The sequence below is a fragment of the Symbiopectobacterium sp. Eva_TO genome (genome assembly GCF_053848865.1).
In genome coordinates this window covers 2041107-2057994 of the sequence record NZ_JBSPEY010000004.1, presented here as the reverse complement: position 1 = coordinate 2057994, position 16888 = coordinate 2041107, and the positions used below count along the sequence as shown (strand labels likewise).

The window sequence follows — 16888 nt, the reverse complement described above, 5'->3', positions numbered from 1 at the left end:
CTGCCTATTTCAGCCCGCTAACCCTTGGCATATAAGGCGTTGCGGACTTGTGTATAACGAGGTGACTTTAGGTGCAGCAAGGCTGGTATGAATGGTCATGATGACCTCCAATGGTACATTTGGGTAACACTACCATCAGAGTTTCTAATCTCGTGGTGGTAGCCCAGATAGGGTTAGAAATGCCGGTGTACCGCCGGTGGGCCTTTCGGCCCCCCTACCTGAGCCACCATTGATATGTGACTAAATAGCTGTTCCTAATACCGCTACACTTTTGCCTGTCCATGTTTTCCACTGGGAAACGGGCTGACGTTTTCCATGAAGCGGCGAACCTTGTTCAGTAACTGCCACATTGAACAGCATTGATGATTGCGGGTAATGGTTTCATGCAACGCCTGCCATAACCACTTTACATGATTTACCCATGGTGAGTACACCGGCTGATAAATAACCCTGAATTTCGGGTTTTCTTCCAGCCAGCGCTGCGTCTCCCGGCTTTTGTGAATAATGTAGTTATCAACTATCAGCGTGAGCTTTTTTGCCCGTCTGTACGTTGCTCTCAGATGCTCTAACATACTGATAAACAAACACGAACTTTTACTGTTTCCTCCAACATAGCTGACTTTTCCCGTCCCGCTGTGTAATGCACCCGCCAGATAATATTTCTCGTTCTGGCCCGGCGTCACGATGCGTTTCTGCTTCCCGCGAACCTGCCAGTCCGCGCCAATTTTGGGATTCAGATGAATATCCACTTCGTCTCCGTAAAAGACGGGATGTTCCGCGCTGCATTGTTCCAGCGCCATCGCGATGGCCTCCATTTTTTCTTCCTTATGCGGGTCGCGGATACGCAGCGTAGGAGCTGCGCGTCGCCACACCAGACCGGCAGAAGGCCGCCAACGGCGCACCGTGGAAGCATGCAACTGGCAACCGGTTATCTCATTGATTTTTATCGCTAGCAGTTCCGTGCTCCAGCGCGAACGCTGATAGCCAAAATCATGAGGGGAACGCTTTACGAGCTGGATTAACAGTGCGCAGATCTGTTCAAACGGCCAGCCACGGCCACGACCGGGCCGCAGAGATTTGAGGCCTTCAATGCCGTACAGGGTGAGCCAGTTAATCCATCTGCCGATTGACGAACGGGCGCAGCAAAGCATTCTGGCGACATCGCTCACCCCGGTGCAACATCAGGATGGCGGTCAGCCTGCGGGCGTGATTCTTGTCACGCGTTTTATGGAGAGTTTTCTTCATCAGGCGTCGTTCGTTACGGGGTATCGGTGCTATGCTCGACATCGCTCAGTCCGGTTGATGATTTGGGAGCTTTATCGATTGATCAGATCGCTCAACTCGGACTGAGTTCCCTTCAGGTGATCTACTATTCGGAACAGTTATTTAGGTTTTAACCAATAAAAAAACACGCTCTCGGCGTGTTATTAGCCGGTACACTCTGCGGGTTTCTAATCCCGGCACCTGAATTTGCAGATGCAGAACGACTATAGCGCATGGGTTCTCCTTGCGTCAATGGGATGGTTTATTGTGCTATTTACCACGTGTCCCTGTTTTTCAACTTGATGCAGCGGAAATCCTCCAGTTTCACCTTATCGCCGAACGACTTACCTGCCTCCTTGGGCTTAAAGAGCAGTTTTTCGCATTCTGACATGGTGAGTTTCACCTTAGAGAACCGTAGCCACTGAACATCCAGTCCGCCGGGCTTAATGAGATGGTCACCCCCACTCTGTGAGCGGTACGCTGGTAGGGTGTTTTTCTTTCAGGAGAGGCCATCATGGAAAACGTTACTCTTATTGGTATCGATCTCGGTAAACATTCTTTTCATATTCATTGCCAGGATAAGTCAGGTAAAGCGCTTCTGCGTGGCTTTGTTGAATAATAGGGAATGATGCTGTTCTGATATGCCTGTTTTGGGGCTTTGTTGAATAAACAGATTTTATGCTACCAGCCCAGTAAAACGATTGTTTCCAGCAACGTAAAATCATGCAGTTAAGCATCATGAGAAAACGGAATGCCTGAGGTGATAAGCATTTTCTACCAAAATGGGCATAGTAAAACAGCACGATTCCCTATTATTCAACAAAGCCCTGTTTTGGACGAAAATGCTGTTCATTCAGGGATGCATCACCAAGCTCTGGATGTAACATACTGATTTTAAGTTAAGAGAATCCGCAGTCTTTATGGCTGCGCAGCATAATATCTATTTATTCAACAACGCCTATTGCTACCGAATAATCATGCTATTTTTATTTTCTAAGCAATGGCGCGAGATTTCGCGCCATGTGTGTTTCTTGATGCAGTTTAGTGGTTTACGGTCTGTGCTTTAAGGGATGAAGCTTCAAGCCTCTTTTTAAGCTCATCCATGACTGAGTTATATTGTGGTGTTGTTTCGGGTTTAATGCTTTTCTTTTCACGTACCACCGGTGCTGAACTTACCATATCCGTCTGGATGATTCTTGGCGGTACATACGATGCTGGCGGCATAGGGGGCGGCGGCGGTGGCATCCCCATTTTACCCGGTTTTACGGGCGCTGGCGGAGTGAATGTGCTCAGCATGACAGGCGCTGGTGCAGGCGTGGCAACGAGGGGCTTTCTAATCGGTGAAGGACCCGCGGCGAAACGGCTGTTCAGATTCTGCATCAATGTACCGAATTTGCTCGCGAAATTGTCTGAAGGTTTCCGCGCATTAATAACTTTGCGTTCACTGAGCGGCAGCTCTTTGGCGGGTGCGGTAGATAACGCTTTGGCTGAAGGCATAAACTTTATTGCATTGTTTGACCCTTTTTGAAAATCATGTTTTATAACACCAACAAACGTATTTTTTTCCGATGATGGCGGTAAGGGTGACATAAAATTTTTCATTAATGTGCTGATGTTCTTTGATATCCCTGCTCGCATATTGCGTTCACTGAGCGGCAGCTCTTTGGCGGGTGCGGTAGATAACGCTTTGACTGAAGGCATAAACTTTATTGCATTGTTTGACACTTTTTGAAAATCTTGTTTTATAACGCCAACAAACGTATTTTTTGCCGATGATGGCGGTAAGGGTGACATAAAATTTTTCATTAATGTGCTGATGTTATTTGATATCCCTGCTCGCATAGGGGCTCCTTAGCTCTAGATGAATGTTGAAGGTCAAGCGGAATATTAATTAAGTGAGCGTTATACCGCTTTAATAATTCGCTGTTCCAATAGGGGTGACCGCAAGGATTCGTTAATTTTTGGGTCATGTATTCAATGAGTTGATTGCCCATCAGAAATAATATTCACGCTCAATGAAAGTGCCGATGATCCTGTCATGCATTTCAGGTCACCTCGTTATACACATCTCTGTTCGTGCCTGAGCGCGCGTAGCGTTTCGGCGGCCGTCATGACTTTCTGCAAGCCTTTCCAGATAGTTTTTGCGCCTGGTTCACCGTCGCCTTTTCGAGCAAGAAAGCCTCCGAGTTGCGCAACTAAGCGCAATACTTCGTTTAGCTTAGGGCGGCCCTTGGGCATACGCTTGTTCATCAGTAGGTAAGCGCCATGAGTCTCGTCGGAATCAAAGAACAACATTGCGTCTAGCTCTGGACAGGTTCGTCCCATACGCATTAAATAGGCGATGCGCCATGCCACGATCATGAACAGCGCCAATGCCCGCTCAATGCGATCCACGGTCGATAACTGTAACGCTTCGACACAGCAGCCGTTCTTCAGCACATTGAAGAACATCTCGATTTCCCATCTAGCCCGATACCAGTCGATCAGCTCCACGATATCTTCTCGTCCTTCAGGTACGCGATTGCTCAGCAACCGCCACTCGACCGGCTTCACGCCTGCTGGCGGCTCAATTTCCTTGGCTATCACACAAGTCACTGCCAACCCGCAACGCAGCGACACTCGCTTCACGCGCAGCGCCTGTTTCACCGTACGCGCCTTCTGCCCCGCGCGAGCCGCCATAACGAATTGGATTTCTCCCACCGGCACGGTCTTTCCAACCTTCTGCCAAAGCTTCTCATTACAGTCCAGACTGCGATTATGAGTCGAGCGGATCAACCAGTCAGCCGGAGTGCCAAGGTCATCAGCGAGCTGCATCAACGCCTTGATATCCGCTTCGCGATCGGCTAAGTACACCAGACGTGTGTTTGGCAACTCCGAGGCGAGTTCAGCAACTCGCTCGTATCCCTCGAGCCAGCGCGTACTCTCCTTGAGCCATATCGTTATACACATCTTTCTAACGCACTGTTTAATCAATGAGTTACGGGTTTATCTCAGAGTGGCATTTTGAACCTCAAAAAGCCAATGGGATGGCTTGAATGCCTTAATTCACGGGGTTCTGAGCATCCTGTTCAAAAAATGGCCAAAAGATGTGTATAACGATATGTCCTTGAGCCCATCGCGTTTTCCGTCTGCATCCTTCGGCTCTCTTGCCCACATCCACGCATCCAGTACGCCCAACCCCACGCGATCCGGACTGACCGCGTAGGTCGGATGCAGATACAGACCACGCCTGGCTTCGTAGTTCAAGGGACCCAAGCCTTGGATTTGCTGCCCGTTGAAGTCAAGCTCGGTAGTGTCTTGGATACACAGCACAACCTCGTGTTCTCGGATCCTTTCCTGCGTACGCTGCCAGTGAGGTTGCAGAATGTCTCGCCATTCGAATGCTTGGTTCTCCATGAAGCGGTAAGCACCCAGCGTCTCAGACCATCCGAGGCACGCATGCGGAATGCTGGCTTGCGGATTCTCAGCCAGCCGTATCAAAAGCCCTTTGGCACGCTTATTGAGCCTCGTGTCACCAAGATTTACCCCTTCCAGTTCTTGGTGTGCCCAGCCATCTGAATCCCGTGTCATTTTTCAGCGCCGTAAATGGCGATAGTACACGTCGGTTTCACTTCATTTACAACCCCACCGGCTGCCTATTTCAGCCCGCTAACCCTTGGCATATAAGGCGTTGCGGACTTGTGTATAACGAGGTGGCCTGAAGCTGGTCTGTCAATGGTTGCTCTGGCGCAGAGATGGCTTTATCAAACGTGCGGATGACCTAAGCGGCGCTGATCCACATGGCGTAGGCGTAAACAAGTTCTTTAGCAACGTATGTTCCCTGTTCGGGGCCACCACGGATAACCGATACCGGAATTCCGTCCTCGATCAAAAATTGAGCAATCAGTTCTTGGGTCTGTTTATTTGCCAGCCAGTACGCAGGACTATCTTTTTTAATATCGCCGGCGGCACGGTGTAAATCATTCAGGCAGTAACGTCCGAAAGCATCCTGACGGACGACGGTATTTTCAATGACAACTAATTTAGACATAACAATTTCTCCATAATTAAACGGATGTGGTTATCATAGGGCTAACGGGTAAAATTTTGCAGATTGGCGGTCAGATCGCTTACACTTGGCTTAACACAGGAGGATCCGCTATGGGCCAGGTTGCATTTGATACATTGCAGGCGTCAGAAGAGCTTGAAACTGCTGGCATCTCTAGAGAACAGGCTAGGGCTATTTCGCTCGTCGTACGCAAGTCTCATGAAGTGGCGGATGTCGCTACTAAGGCAGATATTGCCGAAGTGAAGCGTGATATAGCTGATGTCCGTAAGGATCTATCCGCAGAGATAGCCGATGTCCGCAAGGATATTGATGCTCGCTTCGAGAAGAACGAAGCTCAGATGCAGGCTCGCTTCGAGAAAACTGAAGCTCAGATAGCCGATGTCCGTAAGGATATGACTGCTGGTTTCGATAAAATTAATGATAAATTTGAGAAGCTTGGCATGCAGATGACCATCCGGCTTGGGCTAATGGTCGCCGCCGCTGTCAGCATCATCGCCGCCATTCTTAAAATGTGATGTTGGCCTGTGCGCTATAGCGCATAGGTTGTCCTTGCGTCAATGGGGGGGACTTACAGCGCGTGGCGGTTCTTTATCTGTATTAGCTCAGACCTGATCTGACAGTTACCGGTTATTTATACAGGTGTCTGTCAGATTAAATCTGGTTCAGATTTTTTTCTGCCCAGACTCGTTTACCATCAAGTAACGTGGCCATTGGCGTACGCCCGCAGCACATTTTACCCTGATGAGTTCGTTCATTATTGTAATGCCACAACCAGTTGTCCAGATCCTTTTGTAGACTTTCTAGGTCCTCGTATAACGTCTTACGGAACGCAACCTGATAAAAATCCTGCAAAATAGTTTTATGGAAGCGCTCGCAGATACCGTTTGTCTGCGGAGACATCGCTTTCGTTTTCGTATGGTCTATATCGTTGATAGCCAAGTACAGCTGATAGTCATGTTGTTCCACTTTACCGCAGTACTCCGTCCCCCTGTCCGTCAGTATTCTTAGCATTGGCAGCCCCTGAGCTTCGTAGAACGGCAGCACGCGATCATTGAGCAGGTCGGCGGCAGAGATCGGTGCTTTACTCGTGTAAAGCTTGCAGTGCGCCACTTTCGAGTACGTATCCACGAACGTCTGCTGGTAGATACGGCCAACACCTTTCAGATTACCCACGTAGAAGGTGTCCTGCGACCCCAGATAACCCGGGTGAGCAGTCTCTATTTCACCACAGGCTTCGTCGTCGTGCGCCTTCTTCTCCAGTGCAGCGATTTGAGCATCAGTAAGTACGATGCCTTCTCTGGCAACTTTTTCCTCAAGTGCCTTCAGGCGCTTACGAAAGTTTTCCAGATCGTGTCGTTGCCAGATGGAGCGCACACCGCTGCCAGAAATGAAGACGCCTTTTTTACGCAGCTCATTACTGGTCCGGTGCTGGCCATGAGCAGGGAACTCAATGGCGTAATCAACAACCGCACGTTCAGTGGCTTCATCAGCACGGTTTTTCAGGTTGGGAACCCGGCGGTTTTGGTTAACCAGAGCGTCAATGCCGCCTTCTGCCGCCAGTTCCTGATAGCGATAAAACGTGTCGCGTGACACCCCCATGATTTTACAGGCTTTTGATACGTTACCGAGTTCTTCGGCGAGATTGAGCAGGCCGGCTTTGTGTTTGATGATGGGATTGTTAGTATGAAGCATGAGAGTTACCTCGTGTTTTGTATAAGTATTCGACACCCATATCAAAACCGGTAACTCTCAACCTTTCAAGGTCCAGTGTCAGATCAAGTCGCGACTAATACACTTTATCAGCCGGTTGCCGAAAATCACGATTTCCGCGAGGATTGCTTTCTTGTCGGCCTCTGGTTTTAAAGTGATGGTATCGCTTCCATCTTTGTTTAACCTAAATACAAGGCCTGTAGCTTCAAGAAGAAGGACTTTAACGTTTTCAACTTCAATCATGAGGTGCTCCTATGGAGATAAAAGACAGGCTCATTAAAGAGCGTGCCAAGTTTTCGGCGCTGCATTCAAACGATTAGTCGCTTCTGACAGCACCGTAACTGTAGTGGCACACTGTAGTGGTCAACTAATATTGGCCACCGCATTAGACTGTATGTAGAACAGTCGCTCAGATTCGTTTGGAGTTAAGCCGCCGTTATACCAGTGAGGCCGTATAGCGCTGTAATACCCCGTGATGTAGCGGATAATCGCGTCCTGGGCTTCGCTGAAGCTGTTGTAACCCTTTGTCGGCACCCATTCTGTCTTCAGGCTGCGGAAGAACCGCTCCATTGGCGCATTATCCCAGCAGTTACCCCGCCGACTCATACTCTGCTTTATCCGGCAGCGCCACAGGGCTTGCCGGTATTGACGGCTGGTATAGTGGCTGCCCTGGTCGCTGTGGAACATGACTCCTGTTGGTTGTTCCCGGAGTTCCCAGGCCATCTGCAACGCTTTAACTGTCAGCGCCGAGTCCGGCGACGTCGACATGGCCCAGCCCACCGGTTTGCGGGCGAACAGATCTAGCACCACCGCAAGGTAAGCCCAGCATTTGCCCGTCCAGATGTAGGTCACATCGCCGCACCAGACCTGATCCGGCGCGGTAACCGAGAACTGGCGGTTGAGATAGTTCGGTATTTCAACGTGTTCATTGCCGCCGCGTTTGTATTTGTGAGCCGGTCGCTGGCAGCTGGCGATACCCAGCTCCTTCATCAGCTTGCCAGCCAGCCAGCGCCCCATGTTGACACCGGAGCTGCCGGTGACGATGGTCGCGATACTTCGAGCGCCGGCAGAGCCGCCGCTGGCGTTCCAGGCTTCCATGACGCGGCTACACTTAACCACGCGCTCACCGTCGGGTTCATTAGCGGAAGCCTGCCAGTGCCTGTAGCTGCTGCGATGTACCTCAAAAGTTTGGCACAACGCCGTGACCGGGTATCGCGCCCTCAGCCTGTCGACTACCGTGAACCGTTGAGTGAGTCCGACATTAAGAGCGCCGTAGCCTTTTTTAGGATTTCGTTCTCCATTTCAAGGCATTGGACTTTTTTCTTCATCTCACGCAGCTCGAGCTGTTCAGGGGTAAGAGGAAGTCCCGTTGGCGTTTTTCCCTGTCGTTCAAGGCGAAGCTTATTGACCCAGCGACTAATGGCAGAATGGCTGACATTAACCCACCTCGTTATACACAAGTCCGCAACGCCTTATATGCCAAGGGTTAGCGGGCTGAAATAGGCAGCCGGTGGGGTTGTAAATGAAGTGAAACCGACGTGTACTATCGCCATTTACGGCGCTGAAAAATGACACGGGATTCAGATGGCTGGGCACACCAAGAACTGGAAGGGGTAAATCTTGGTGACACGAGGCTCAATAAGCGTGCCAAAGGGCTTTTGATACGGCTGGCTGAGAATCCGCAAGCCAGCATTCCGCATGCGTGCCTCGGATGGTCTGAGACGCTGGGTGCTTACCGCTTCATGGAGAACCAAGCATTCGAATGGCGAGACATTCTGCAACCTCACTGGCAGCGTACGCAGGAAAGGATCCGAGAACACGAGGTTGTGCTGTGTATCCAAGACACTACCGAGCTTGACTTCAACGGGCAGCAAATCCAAGGCTTGGGTCCCTTGAACTACGAAGCCAGGCGTGGTCTGTACCTGCATCCGACCTACGCGGTCAGTCCGGATCGCGTGGGGTTGGGCGTACTGGATGCGTGGATGTGGGCAAGAGAGCCGAAGGATGCAGACGGAAAACGCGATGGGCTCAAGGAGAGTACGCGCTGGCTCGAGGGATACGAGCGAGTTGCTGAACTCGCCTCGGAGTTGCCAAACACACGTCTGGTGTACTTAGCCGATCGCGAAGCGGATATCAAGGCGTTGATGCAGCTCGCTGATGACCTTGGCACTCCGGCTGACTGGTTGATCCGCTCGACTCATAATCGCAGTCTGGACTGTAATGAGAAGCTTTGGCAGAAGGTTGGAAAGACCGTGCCGGTGGGAGAAATCCAATTCGTTATGGCGGCTCGCGCGGGGCAGAAGGCGCGTACGGTGAAACAGGCGCTGCGCGTGAAGCGAGTGTCGCTGCGTTGCGGGTTGGCAGTGACTTGTGTGATAGCCAAGGAAATTGAGCCGCCAGCAGGCGTGAAGCCGGTCGAGTGGCGGTTGCTGAGCAATCGCGTACCTGAAGGACGAGAAGATATCGTGGATCTGATCGACTGGTATCGGGCTAGATGGGAAATCGAGATGTTCTCCAATGTGCTGAAGAACGGCTGCTGTGTCGAAGCGTTACAGTTATCGACCGTGGATCGCATTGAGCGGGCATTGGCGCTGTTCATGATCGTGGCATGGCGCATCGCCTATTTAATGCGTATGGGACGAACCTGTCCAGAGCTGGACGCAATGTTGTTCTTTGATTCCGACGAGACTCATGGCGCTTACCTACTGATGAACAAGCGTATGCCCAAGGGCCGCCCTAAGCTAAACGAAGTATTGCGCTTAGTTGCGCAACTGGGAGGCTTTCTTGCTCGAAAAGGCGACGGTGAACCAGGCGCAAAAACTATCAGGAAAGGCTTGCAGAAAGTCATGACGGCCGCCGAAACGCTACGCGCGCTCAGGCACGAACAGAGATGTGTATAACGAGGTGACATTAACCGCTTCTGCGGCCTTAACGTATGTGTAGCCGTGGTCGACAACCAGCTTTGCGGCTTCGAGCTTAAATTCCGCCGTAAAATGTTTACCCATGAGGTCACCTGTCGTGTTGATGAGGTGAGCATATCACCTCCGCTCAGGTGGCCAGTATCAGTGTGCCACTACATTAAGAACAATCGCGGTAATACCCCCAGCGGCAATGCCGGAGGAAAGCAGGTTTTTTAGCCAATCCGGTGCGAATTGCAGAATCAATGGCTGCTGTGATACGTCCAGGCCGACAGCCAGCGACAGTGCAATGATCATGATGGCGCGGAGGTTAAGCGGCTCGCGCGAGACAATACGCACGCCAGAGGCTGCAATGGTGCCGAACATCACGATGGTCGCGCCGCCCAGTACCGGTTCAGGAATGTGCTGCACAAAGCCGCTGACTGCCGGGAACAGGCCCAGCAGGATCAGCATCAGTGCAACCACAAAACCCACGTAGCGGCTGGCAACGCCGGTAAGCTGAATAACGCCGTTGTTCTGGCCGAAGCAGGAGTTAGGGAAGGTGTTGAAAATGGCGGACAGGCAGGAGTTCATGCCGTTAGCCAACACGCCGCCCTTCAGGCGCTTCATGTAAAGCGGGCCGCTAACTGGCTGTTCGGAAACGTCGGAGGTGGCGGTGATATCACCGATGGTTTCCAATGAGGTCACCATAAACACCAGCATCAGCGGAATAAGCAGGTTCCAGTCAAAGCCGAGGCCGTAATAGAGCGGTGTCAGGATCATGATCGCTGAGGTGTGCGTGGCCGACGTGTCTTGCGGCAGCATGCCCATCGCCCAGGCGGCAAAATACCCGACCGCCATGGCAATCACCAGAGAGGCGACGCGCAGGTAGGGGTTGCGCTGGCGGTTCAGCAGGATGATAACCAGCAGGACGATAGCGGCCAGTGCCAGATTTTTGGGGGCACCGAAGGTGTGATCGTTCATGGCAGCAAAGCCGCCGCCGATCGATGTTAATCCCACCTGAATCAGCGACAGGCCGATAATCATCACGACCACGCCGGAGACCAGCGGCGTAATGATGCGGCGCGCCAGATGCAGGAAGCGGGAAAGGATGATTTCAGTGAAAGACGCCACCATCAGAGTGCCGAACAGTGCGGCCATCATGGTGGGCACATCGGCACCACCATTTTTTAGCGCCAGACCACCCATGATTAACGGGGTAACAAAGTTAAAGCCATATCGTTATACACATCTTTCTAACGCACTGTTTAATCAATGAGTTACGGGTTTATCTCAGAGTGGCATTTTGAACCTCAAAAAGCCAATGGGATGGCTTGAATGCCTTAATTCACGGGGTTCTGAGCATCCTGTTCAAAAAATGGCCAAAAGATGTGTATAACGATATGAGTTAAAGCTGGTGCCCTGAATAGAAAGTAACCCCGATGCTACCGGACCCCAGGTTTTAATTTGCAGAATGGACGCCAGGCCGGAAGCAAACAGCAACATGCTGATGATGTGCTGGGTATCCTGCGCGGGCAAACCGAGTGCCTGGCATATCAGCAGGGCTGGGGTAATCACCGCCACAAACATAGCCAGAAGATGCTGGCTGGCGGCAAACAACGTTTGCGCTAACGGTGGTCTGTCTTCCAGACGATAAATCAATTCACTGTTACGGGGCGCAGCAGTTGGCGTCTCCGTTTAGGGCAGTTCCGTGGTGGTGGTAGTCATAATCAAGAGCGTCCTGAAACGGCAAAGAGGGCATTTTAATGATCTGCTTTGCAAAAGCAATCGTTTGCGGGGCGATTACAAAACAATCTTGTGTCATGTCTGATGACGGTAGGGATTTTTTGAATACCTCGTTATCAATGTGTCAAAAAACGTCGATTTTTTTTATCGTGGTGACGAGCAATTTAATGCTTAGAGGAGGGGGGGGCTTTATACGCGTGCTGCACTACAAAGGTTATTTGCTCCCTTTTTTCTGCGTCTCACCTAGGGCGCTAGGCATTGGTATAGCGCACTCGCTCCGGTAACCAACGTTCAATTAGCGCTTTGGCATGTTCTGGATAGTGTGCATGAAGGTGACGAGCCACGCGCTGTACTTCGGGGATCAGTGCCTGATCGCGCAGTAAATCCGCTACTTTAAACTCGGCGCTGCCGGTTTGCCGCGTACCCAGCAGTTCGCCGGGACCGCGAATCTCTAAATCCCGTTGCGCAATAACGAAACCGTCGTTGCTGTCGCGCATCACCTGCAAGCGCTGCTGTGCAGTTTTACTTAGCGGCGTCTTATAGAGCAATACGCAGTGGGAGGCGATGGCACCACGTCCGACTCGACCGCGCAACTGGTGCAATTGTGCCAGACCCAGCCGCTCTGGGTTTTCGACGATCATCAGGCTGGCGTTGGGCACATCTACCCCCACTTCGATGACCGTGGTTGCCACCAGCAGTTGCAGTTCGCCCTGTTTGAATGCCTGCATCACCGCCTGCTTCTCTTGCGCTTTCATCCGGCCGTGTACCAATCCAATTCGCAGACCTGGCAGTGCGGCCTTCAGTCCTTCGCAGGTGGCTTCAGCGGCTTGTGCTTCCAGCAGGTCGGACTTTTCAATCAGCGTGCAGACCCAATAGGCCTGTCGCCCTTCTTCCCGACAGGCACGATCGACGCGGGTGATAATATCCTCACGGCGAGAATCGGGGATGGCGACCGTTGTCACAGGCGTTCTGCCCGGCGGCAGTTCATCGATGATCGACGTATCTAGGTCGGCATAGGCAGTCATCGCCAGCGTGCGTGGGATTGGTGTTGCTGTCATGATCAACTGGTGAGGGTGAAAGCCCTGTTCCACCCCTTTTTCCCACAAGGCTAGTCGTTGATGTACACCAAAGCGGTGCTGTTCATCGATGATCACCAGCGCTAGCCCACTAAATTGCACCTGCTGCTGAAAAATAGCTTGCGTACCCACGATCATACTGACCTGACCATTGGCAATGGCTTCTTGTTGCGCAACGCGTGCTTTGCCTTTTTGCTTGCCGGCCAGCCAGCCGACCTCAATGCCAAGGGGTTCAAACCAATGACGAAAGTTGATGGCGTGTTGTTCCGCGAGCAGTTCGGTGGGTGCCATTAACGCCACCTGTTTGCCGTTAGCGATGGCGCGCAGTGCCGCCATGGCCGCCACCAGCGTTTTTCCGGAGCCGACATCCCCTTGAACCAGACGCATCATGGGGAAAGGTTTCTCCATGTCGGCTTCAATGTCGTTGATGACGCGGGTTTGCGCCTGAGTCAGCGCGAACGGGAGGGCGGCCAACAGTCGCGTTTTTAATTCGTCCTGTGCTTGCAGTGCAAGGGCGCGATGGCGCTGCGCACCGGCGCGTACCGCCAGCATGCTTAAGTGATGCGCCAGCAGCTCTTCCATGATTAAACGCACTTGCGCCGGGTGTTTGCCGTGCTCAAGCTCATTCAGTTGCGTGCCTGCTGGGGGACGGTGCAGAGTATGTAACGCTTCAGGCAGCCCAATCATGCCGCGGCTTAGCTCCTGCGGCAGCAACTCTTCTATCGGTTGTGCATCCAGACGCTCCAGCGCCTGATCGGTCAATTTGCGCAGCGTAGCCTGACGCACTCCTTCCGTGGTTGGGTAAACTGGCGTCAGTGAGGCCTGTAATTCCACCGGTTGCTGTGCATCGCCCTGTACGCGGTATTCTGGGTGGATAATCTCTACCCCATTCTTGCCTCGTTTGATTTCACCGTAGGCGATAACGTGCTGGCCTGGAGCCAGGCTATTTTTCATTGCGGCATTGAAGTTGAAGAAACGCATCGTCAGCACGCCGCTGCCGTCGCTGATTTGGCAGGTCAGCATAAGTTTGCGTCCAAAGACGATATCGTTGCGCAACACGTCACCTTCCACGCTGGCATAGATACCGGGCAGCAGGTCGCCAATGGCGTAGAGGTGGGTACGATCTTCGTAACGCAGCGGTAGGTGCAGCAACACGTCCTGCACGGTTTCCAACCCGAGGCGCGCGAGTTTAGCCGCCTGACTGGCACCGACCCCCGTGAGGGTGTTCAACGGTTGGTTATTCAGCAGGTGGCTTTTCATTGGCGCTCTAGCTATTCGGCGGCGGATTGCATGGCTGCCCACCATGCCGTGTCGGCAATGATCTGGCCCTGATTGTCGATGCGCGGGCGGGGGAGTTTTTCCGCGTCGCTACGCGCGCCAGCACCGGATAGCCTCCTTCGAACAGCAAGCGCTGTTGTTCATCGTCATCAAGCATGCCTGCTTCACGCTGGTACATACCCGCGTTTTGACGTTGGCGTTGGGCTTCGTAAAGGATCAGCGCAGAAGCAACCGATACGTTCAGGGATTGCACCATGCCGATCATCGGAATGATGATGTCCTGGTCGGCCAGCGCGAGCGCTTCCTGCGTGATGCCGGTTTTTTCCTGACCGAGCAGGATGCAGGTCGGTCGCGTGTAATCGACTTCACGAAAATCGACCGCTTTGGCTGACAGGTTGGTCGCCAGAATCTGCATGCCTTGCGTTTTTAAGTGCGAGACGGCATCGGCGATGGTGCGATGTGTTTTGACCTGTACCCAACTGTTGCTGCCTGCTGCTGATGACACCAGTGTACGCATGCGGCTGGTAGGCCAAACGGCGTGGACTTCGTGGACGCCAACGGCATCGGCGGTACGAATTACAGCGGAAATATTGTGGGGTTTGTGCACCTGTTCCATACACACCGTCAAATCAGGTTGACGGCTTGTCAGCATCTCTTGGATGCGGGCGTAGCGTTCTGGTGTCATACGATGTCTCTTGCGTTATCCCGGTACCATATGTGCGACCGAGATCGTCAGGGCTATCATTGGTTACGGTGGCGATCAGTTGCGATTACGGGTCACTTTGATGACATCCGGCATCACGCGGATTTTACGCATGACGTTAGCCAGATGTACCCGATCGCGCGTGGTCAAACGGATAAAGGCGCTATACACGCGTCCATCCCGCTCTTCCGTATTGATACTCTGAATATTGGAGTTGGCGGCATTAATCGCTGCGGTCAGGTTGGTCAATGCTCCCTGATGGTTGAACATGTCGACTTTAATCTCAGCGATAAACTCTTGTTCAGTAACCTTATCCCACTCGACCGCCATGAATTTTTCTGGCTCTTTCTGGTAGCCGCGAATGTTTCGACAAGACTCATGGTGAACCACCAAACCTTTACCAGGACTGACGTGGGCCACAATCGGGTCACCGGGGATCGGGCGGCAACATTTGGCGAACGTAATCAATACGCCATCTGCGCCTTTGATCGGCAGCTTGCGCAAACCGGTGTGCTCTTGCTGTAACGGCTGCTCATCCAAAAGGTTTTTCGCTACGACGATGCTCATGGCGTTACCGAGGCCAATCTCTGCCAGCAGATCATCGAGCGAGGTGAGTTTCATGCGATCCAACTCAAGCTGGATGCTGGTTTGTGGAATATCGCTGAGCTTTCTGCCATTACCCAAAGCATGATTCAATAAACGACGTCCCAGGCTCACGGAATCGTCACGCTTGAGATTCTTCAGCATTTGGCGAATCTTGGCGCGAGCGCGCGAACTTACGACAAAGTTTAACCATGCCGCATTGGGGCGAGCACCGGGGGCGGTAATGATCTCCACCGTTTGCCCACTGCTCAGCGATTGAGAGAGCGGGTAGGGCTGTCTGTCGACGCGTGCGCCGACGCAGGCATGCCCGATATCCGTATGTACCGCGTAGGCAAAATCGACCGGTGTCGCACCTGCCGGTAGCTCGATGATGCGCCCTTCCGGAGTGAACACATACATTTCATCGGGGAACAGATCGGATTTGACGCTCTCGATAAACTCGAACGAGCTGCCCGCACTTTGTTGCAGCTCCAGCAGGCTCTGCATCCAGCGCTGCGCACGGACCTGTGCCGTAGTGCTGCTTTCACCTTCTTTGTACGCCCAATGTGCCGCCACACCCATTTCGGCCATCTGGTCCATGTCTTCGGTACGGATCTGTACCTCGACCGGCACGCCGTGCGGCCCAATCAACGAGGTATGCAGCGATTGGTAGCCGTTCGCCTTCGGAATAGCGATGTAATCTTTGACGCGGCCAGGACGCGGTTTGTACAGGCTGTGCACCTGTCCGAGCACGCGATAGCAGGTATCCAGCTCTTTAACGATCACCCGAAACGCGTAGATATCCATGATGGAATGGAAACGCTGTTCTTTCAGGTGCATCTTGCAGTAGATGGAATAGAGATGTTTTTCGCGTCCGCTGACGCGACAGGGAATGCCTGCTTCGTTCAACCGCCCTTCGATTTCGGAAAGGATTTTTTGGATCATTTCCTTGCGGTTGCCGCGCGCGGCTTTGACCACTTCCTTGATCACACGATAACGGTTTGGATACAGCGCCTCAAAACCCAGCTCTTCCAACTCGGTTTTCAGATGATGAATACCCAAACGGTGCGCCAATGGGCTGTAAATTTCCAGCGTTTCACGCGCAATACGACGACGCTTGTCAGGACGCAGCGAGCCCAGTGTGCGCATGTTATGCGTACGGTCAGCCAGTTTGATGAGAATAACGCGGATGTCCTGCACCATCGCCATAATCATCTTGCGGAAGTTCTCGGCCTGCGCTTCTTTCTTGTCGCGGAATTTCAGCTTGTCCAGCTTCGAGACGCCATCTACCAGTTCGGCGACGCTCTTGCCGAATTGTTGCTCAATATCCTGGTGGGTAGTGGGGGTATCTTCGATAGTGTCATGCAACAGCGCGGCCATCAGCGTCTCATAGTCAAGACGCATCTCCGCCAAAATACCGGCAACAGCGACGGGATGGGTGATGTAAGGTTCACCGCTGGAGCGAGTCTGCCCCTCGTGAGCATCACGTGCAACAATATAAGCCTGCTGAAGGCGCTTGATCTGGTCTTCCGGCAGATAGCGCTGTATCAGCAGATTGAGGCTTTCGAAGATATACAAGGGCGAC

At 52.4% G+C, this 16888-nt stretch carries 11 protein-coding genes and 7 pseudogenes; 2 read left to right on the top strand and 16 right to left on the bottom strand.

Annotation, left to right across the window (positions count from 1 at the left end):
- Positions 1 to 263 precede the first annotated feature (263 nt).
- The 6 genes and pseudogenes from ACWWJF_RS12845 to ACWWJF_RS12820 form a co-directional block, all read right to left on the bottom strand.
- Positions 264 to 1287: pseudogene (locus ACWWJF_RS12845) on the bottom strand (IS630 family transposase).
- Between the two features lie 250 nt (positions 1288 to 1537).
- Positions 1538 to 1696, bottom strand: a complete 159-nt coding sequence (locus ACWWJF_RS12840; protein WP_455871070.1) for a DUF1187 family protein — start codon at positions 1694 to 1696, stop codon at positions 1538 to 1540.
- 608 nt (positions 1697 to 2304) lie between these two features.
- Positions 2305 to 3105 carry a hypothetical protein gene (locus ACWWJF_RS12835; RefSeq protein ID WP_455869661.1) on the bottom strand — a complete coding sequence of 267 codons (801 nt, stop codon included), beginning with the start codon at positions 3103 to 3105 and terminating at the stop codon, positions 2305 to 2307.
- Between the two features lie 216 nt (positions 3106 to 3321).
- Positions 3322 to 4194, bottom strand: a pseudogene (locus ACWWJF_RS12830) (IS4 family transposase); the annotation flags it as partial.
- Positions 4195 to 4308: 114 nt separating this feature from the next.
- On the bottom strand, positions 4309 to 4833 hold the full coding sequence (locus ACWWJF_RS12825) for an IS4/Tn5 family transposase DNA-binding protein (RefSeq protein WP_455869660.1): 525 nt from the start codon (positions 4831 to 4833) through the stop codon (positions 4309 to 4311).
- A 124-nt stretch (positions 4834 to 4957) separates the two neighbouring features.
- Positions 4958 to 5293: pseudogene (locus tag ACWWJF_RS12820) on the bottom strand (KilA-N domain-containing protein); the annotation flags it as partial.
- Between the two features lie 110 nt (positions 5294 to 5403).
- On the opposite strand from ACWWJF_RS12820, the gene ACWWJF_RS12815 reads away from it, so the two are divergent.
- Positions 5404 to 5826: a DUF1640 domain-containing protein gene (locus ACWWJF_RS12815; protein ID WP_455871069.1), complete on the top strand. Its 423-nt coding sequence runs from the start codon at positions 5404 to 5406 to the stop codon at positions 5824 to 5826.
- A 136-nt stretch (positions 5827 to 5962) separates the two neighbouring features.
- On the opposite strand, the gene ACWWJF_RS12810 is transcribed toward ACWWJF_RS12815, so the two are convergent.
- The 3 genes and pseudogenes from ACWWJF_RS12810 to ACWWJF_RS12800 all read right to left on the bottom strand — a co-directional run.
- A complete protein-coding gene (locus tag ACWWJF_RS12810) occupies positions 5963 to 7003 on the bottom strand; it encodes an IS481 family transposase (RefSeq protein WP_455868660.1) in 1041 nt (346 codons plus the stop codon).
- A gap of 78 nt (positions 7004 to 7081) precedes the next feature.
- Positions 7082 to 7264 (bottom strand): hypothetical protein, encoded by a 183-nt coding sequence (locus ACWWJF_RS12805; RefSeq protein ID WP_455869659.1) that lies wholly within the window; start codon positions 7262 to 7264, stop codon positions 7082 to 7084.
- A 120-nt stretch (positions 7265 to 7384) separates the two neighbouring features.
- Positions 7385 to 8463 (bottom strand): annotated as a pseudogene (locus ACWWJF_RS12800) (IS3 family transposase); the annotation flags it as partial.
- A gap of 126 nt (positions 8464 to 8589) precedes the next feature.
- On the opposite strand from ACWWJF_RS12800, the gene ACWWJF_RS12795 reads away from it, so the two are divergent.
- Positions 8590 to 9921: an IS4 family transposase gene (locus ACWWJF_RS12795; protein WP_455869658.1), complete on the top strand. Its 1332-nt coding sequence runs from the start codon at positions 8590 to 8592 to the stop codon at positions 9919 to 9921.
- On the opposite strand, the gene ACWWJF_RS12790 is transcribed toward ACWWJF_RS12795, so the two are convergent.
- From ACWWJF_RS12790 to spoT, 7 genes and pseudogenes are all read right to left on the bottom strand, one after another.
- Positions 9886 to 10026, bottom strand: a complete 141-nt coding sequence (locus tag ACWWJF_RS12790) for a hypothetical protein (protein WP_455869657.1) — start codon at positions 10024 to 10026, stop codon at positions 9886 to 9888. The genes ACWWJF_RS12795 and ACWWJF_RS12790 overlap by 36 nt on opposite strands.
- A 57-nt stretch (positions 10027 to 10083) precedes the next feature.
- A pseudogene (locus tag ACWWJF_RS12785) lies at positions 10084 to 11151 on the bottom strand (solute carrier family 23 protein); the annotation flags it as partial.
- A gap of 180 nt (positions 11152 to 11331) precedes the next feature.
- Positions 11332 to 11580 (bottom strand): annotated as a pseudogene (locus ACWWJF_RS12780) (solute carrier family 23 protein); the annotation flags it as partial.
- A 7-nt stretch (positions 11581 to 11587) separates the two neighbouring features.
- Positions 11588 to 11743 carry a hypothetical protein gene (locus ACWWJF_RS12775; RefSeq protein WP_455869656.1) on the bottom strand — a complete coding sequence of 52 codons (156 nt, stop codon included), beginning with the start codon at positions 11741 to 11743 and terminating at the stop codon, positions 11588 to 11590.
- A gap of 172 nt (positions 11744 to 11915) precedes the next feature.
- Entirely contained in the window at positions 11916 to 14000 is a 2085-nt protein-coding gene (gene recG / locus ACWWJF_RS12770) for an ATP-dependent DNA helicase RecG (RefSeq protein WP_455869655.1), read from the bottom strand.
- 11 nt (positions 14001 to 14011) lie between these two features.
- Positions 14012 to 14703: pseudogene (gene trmH, locus ACWWJF_RS12765) on the bottom strand (tRNA (guanosine(18)-2'-O)-methyltransferase TrmH).
- Positions 14704 to 14778: 75 nt separating this feature from the next.
- Entirely contained in the window at positions 14779 to 16881 is a 2103-nt protein-coding gene (gene spoT / locus ACWWJF_RS12760) for a bifunctional GTP diphosphokinase/guanosine-3',5'-bis pyrophosphate 3'-pyrophosphohydrolase (protein WP_455869654.1), read from the bottom strand.
- Between the last annotated feature and the right edge of the window lie 7 nt (positions 16882 to 16888).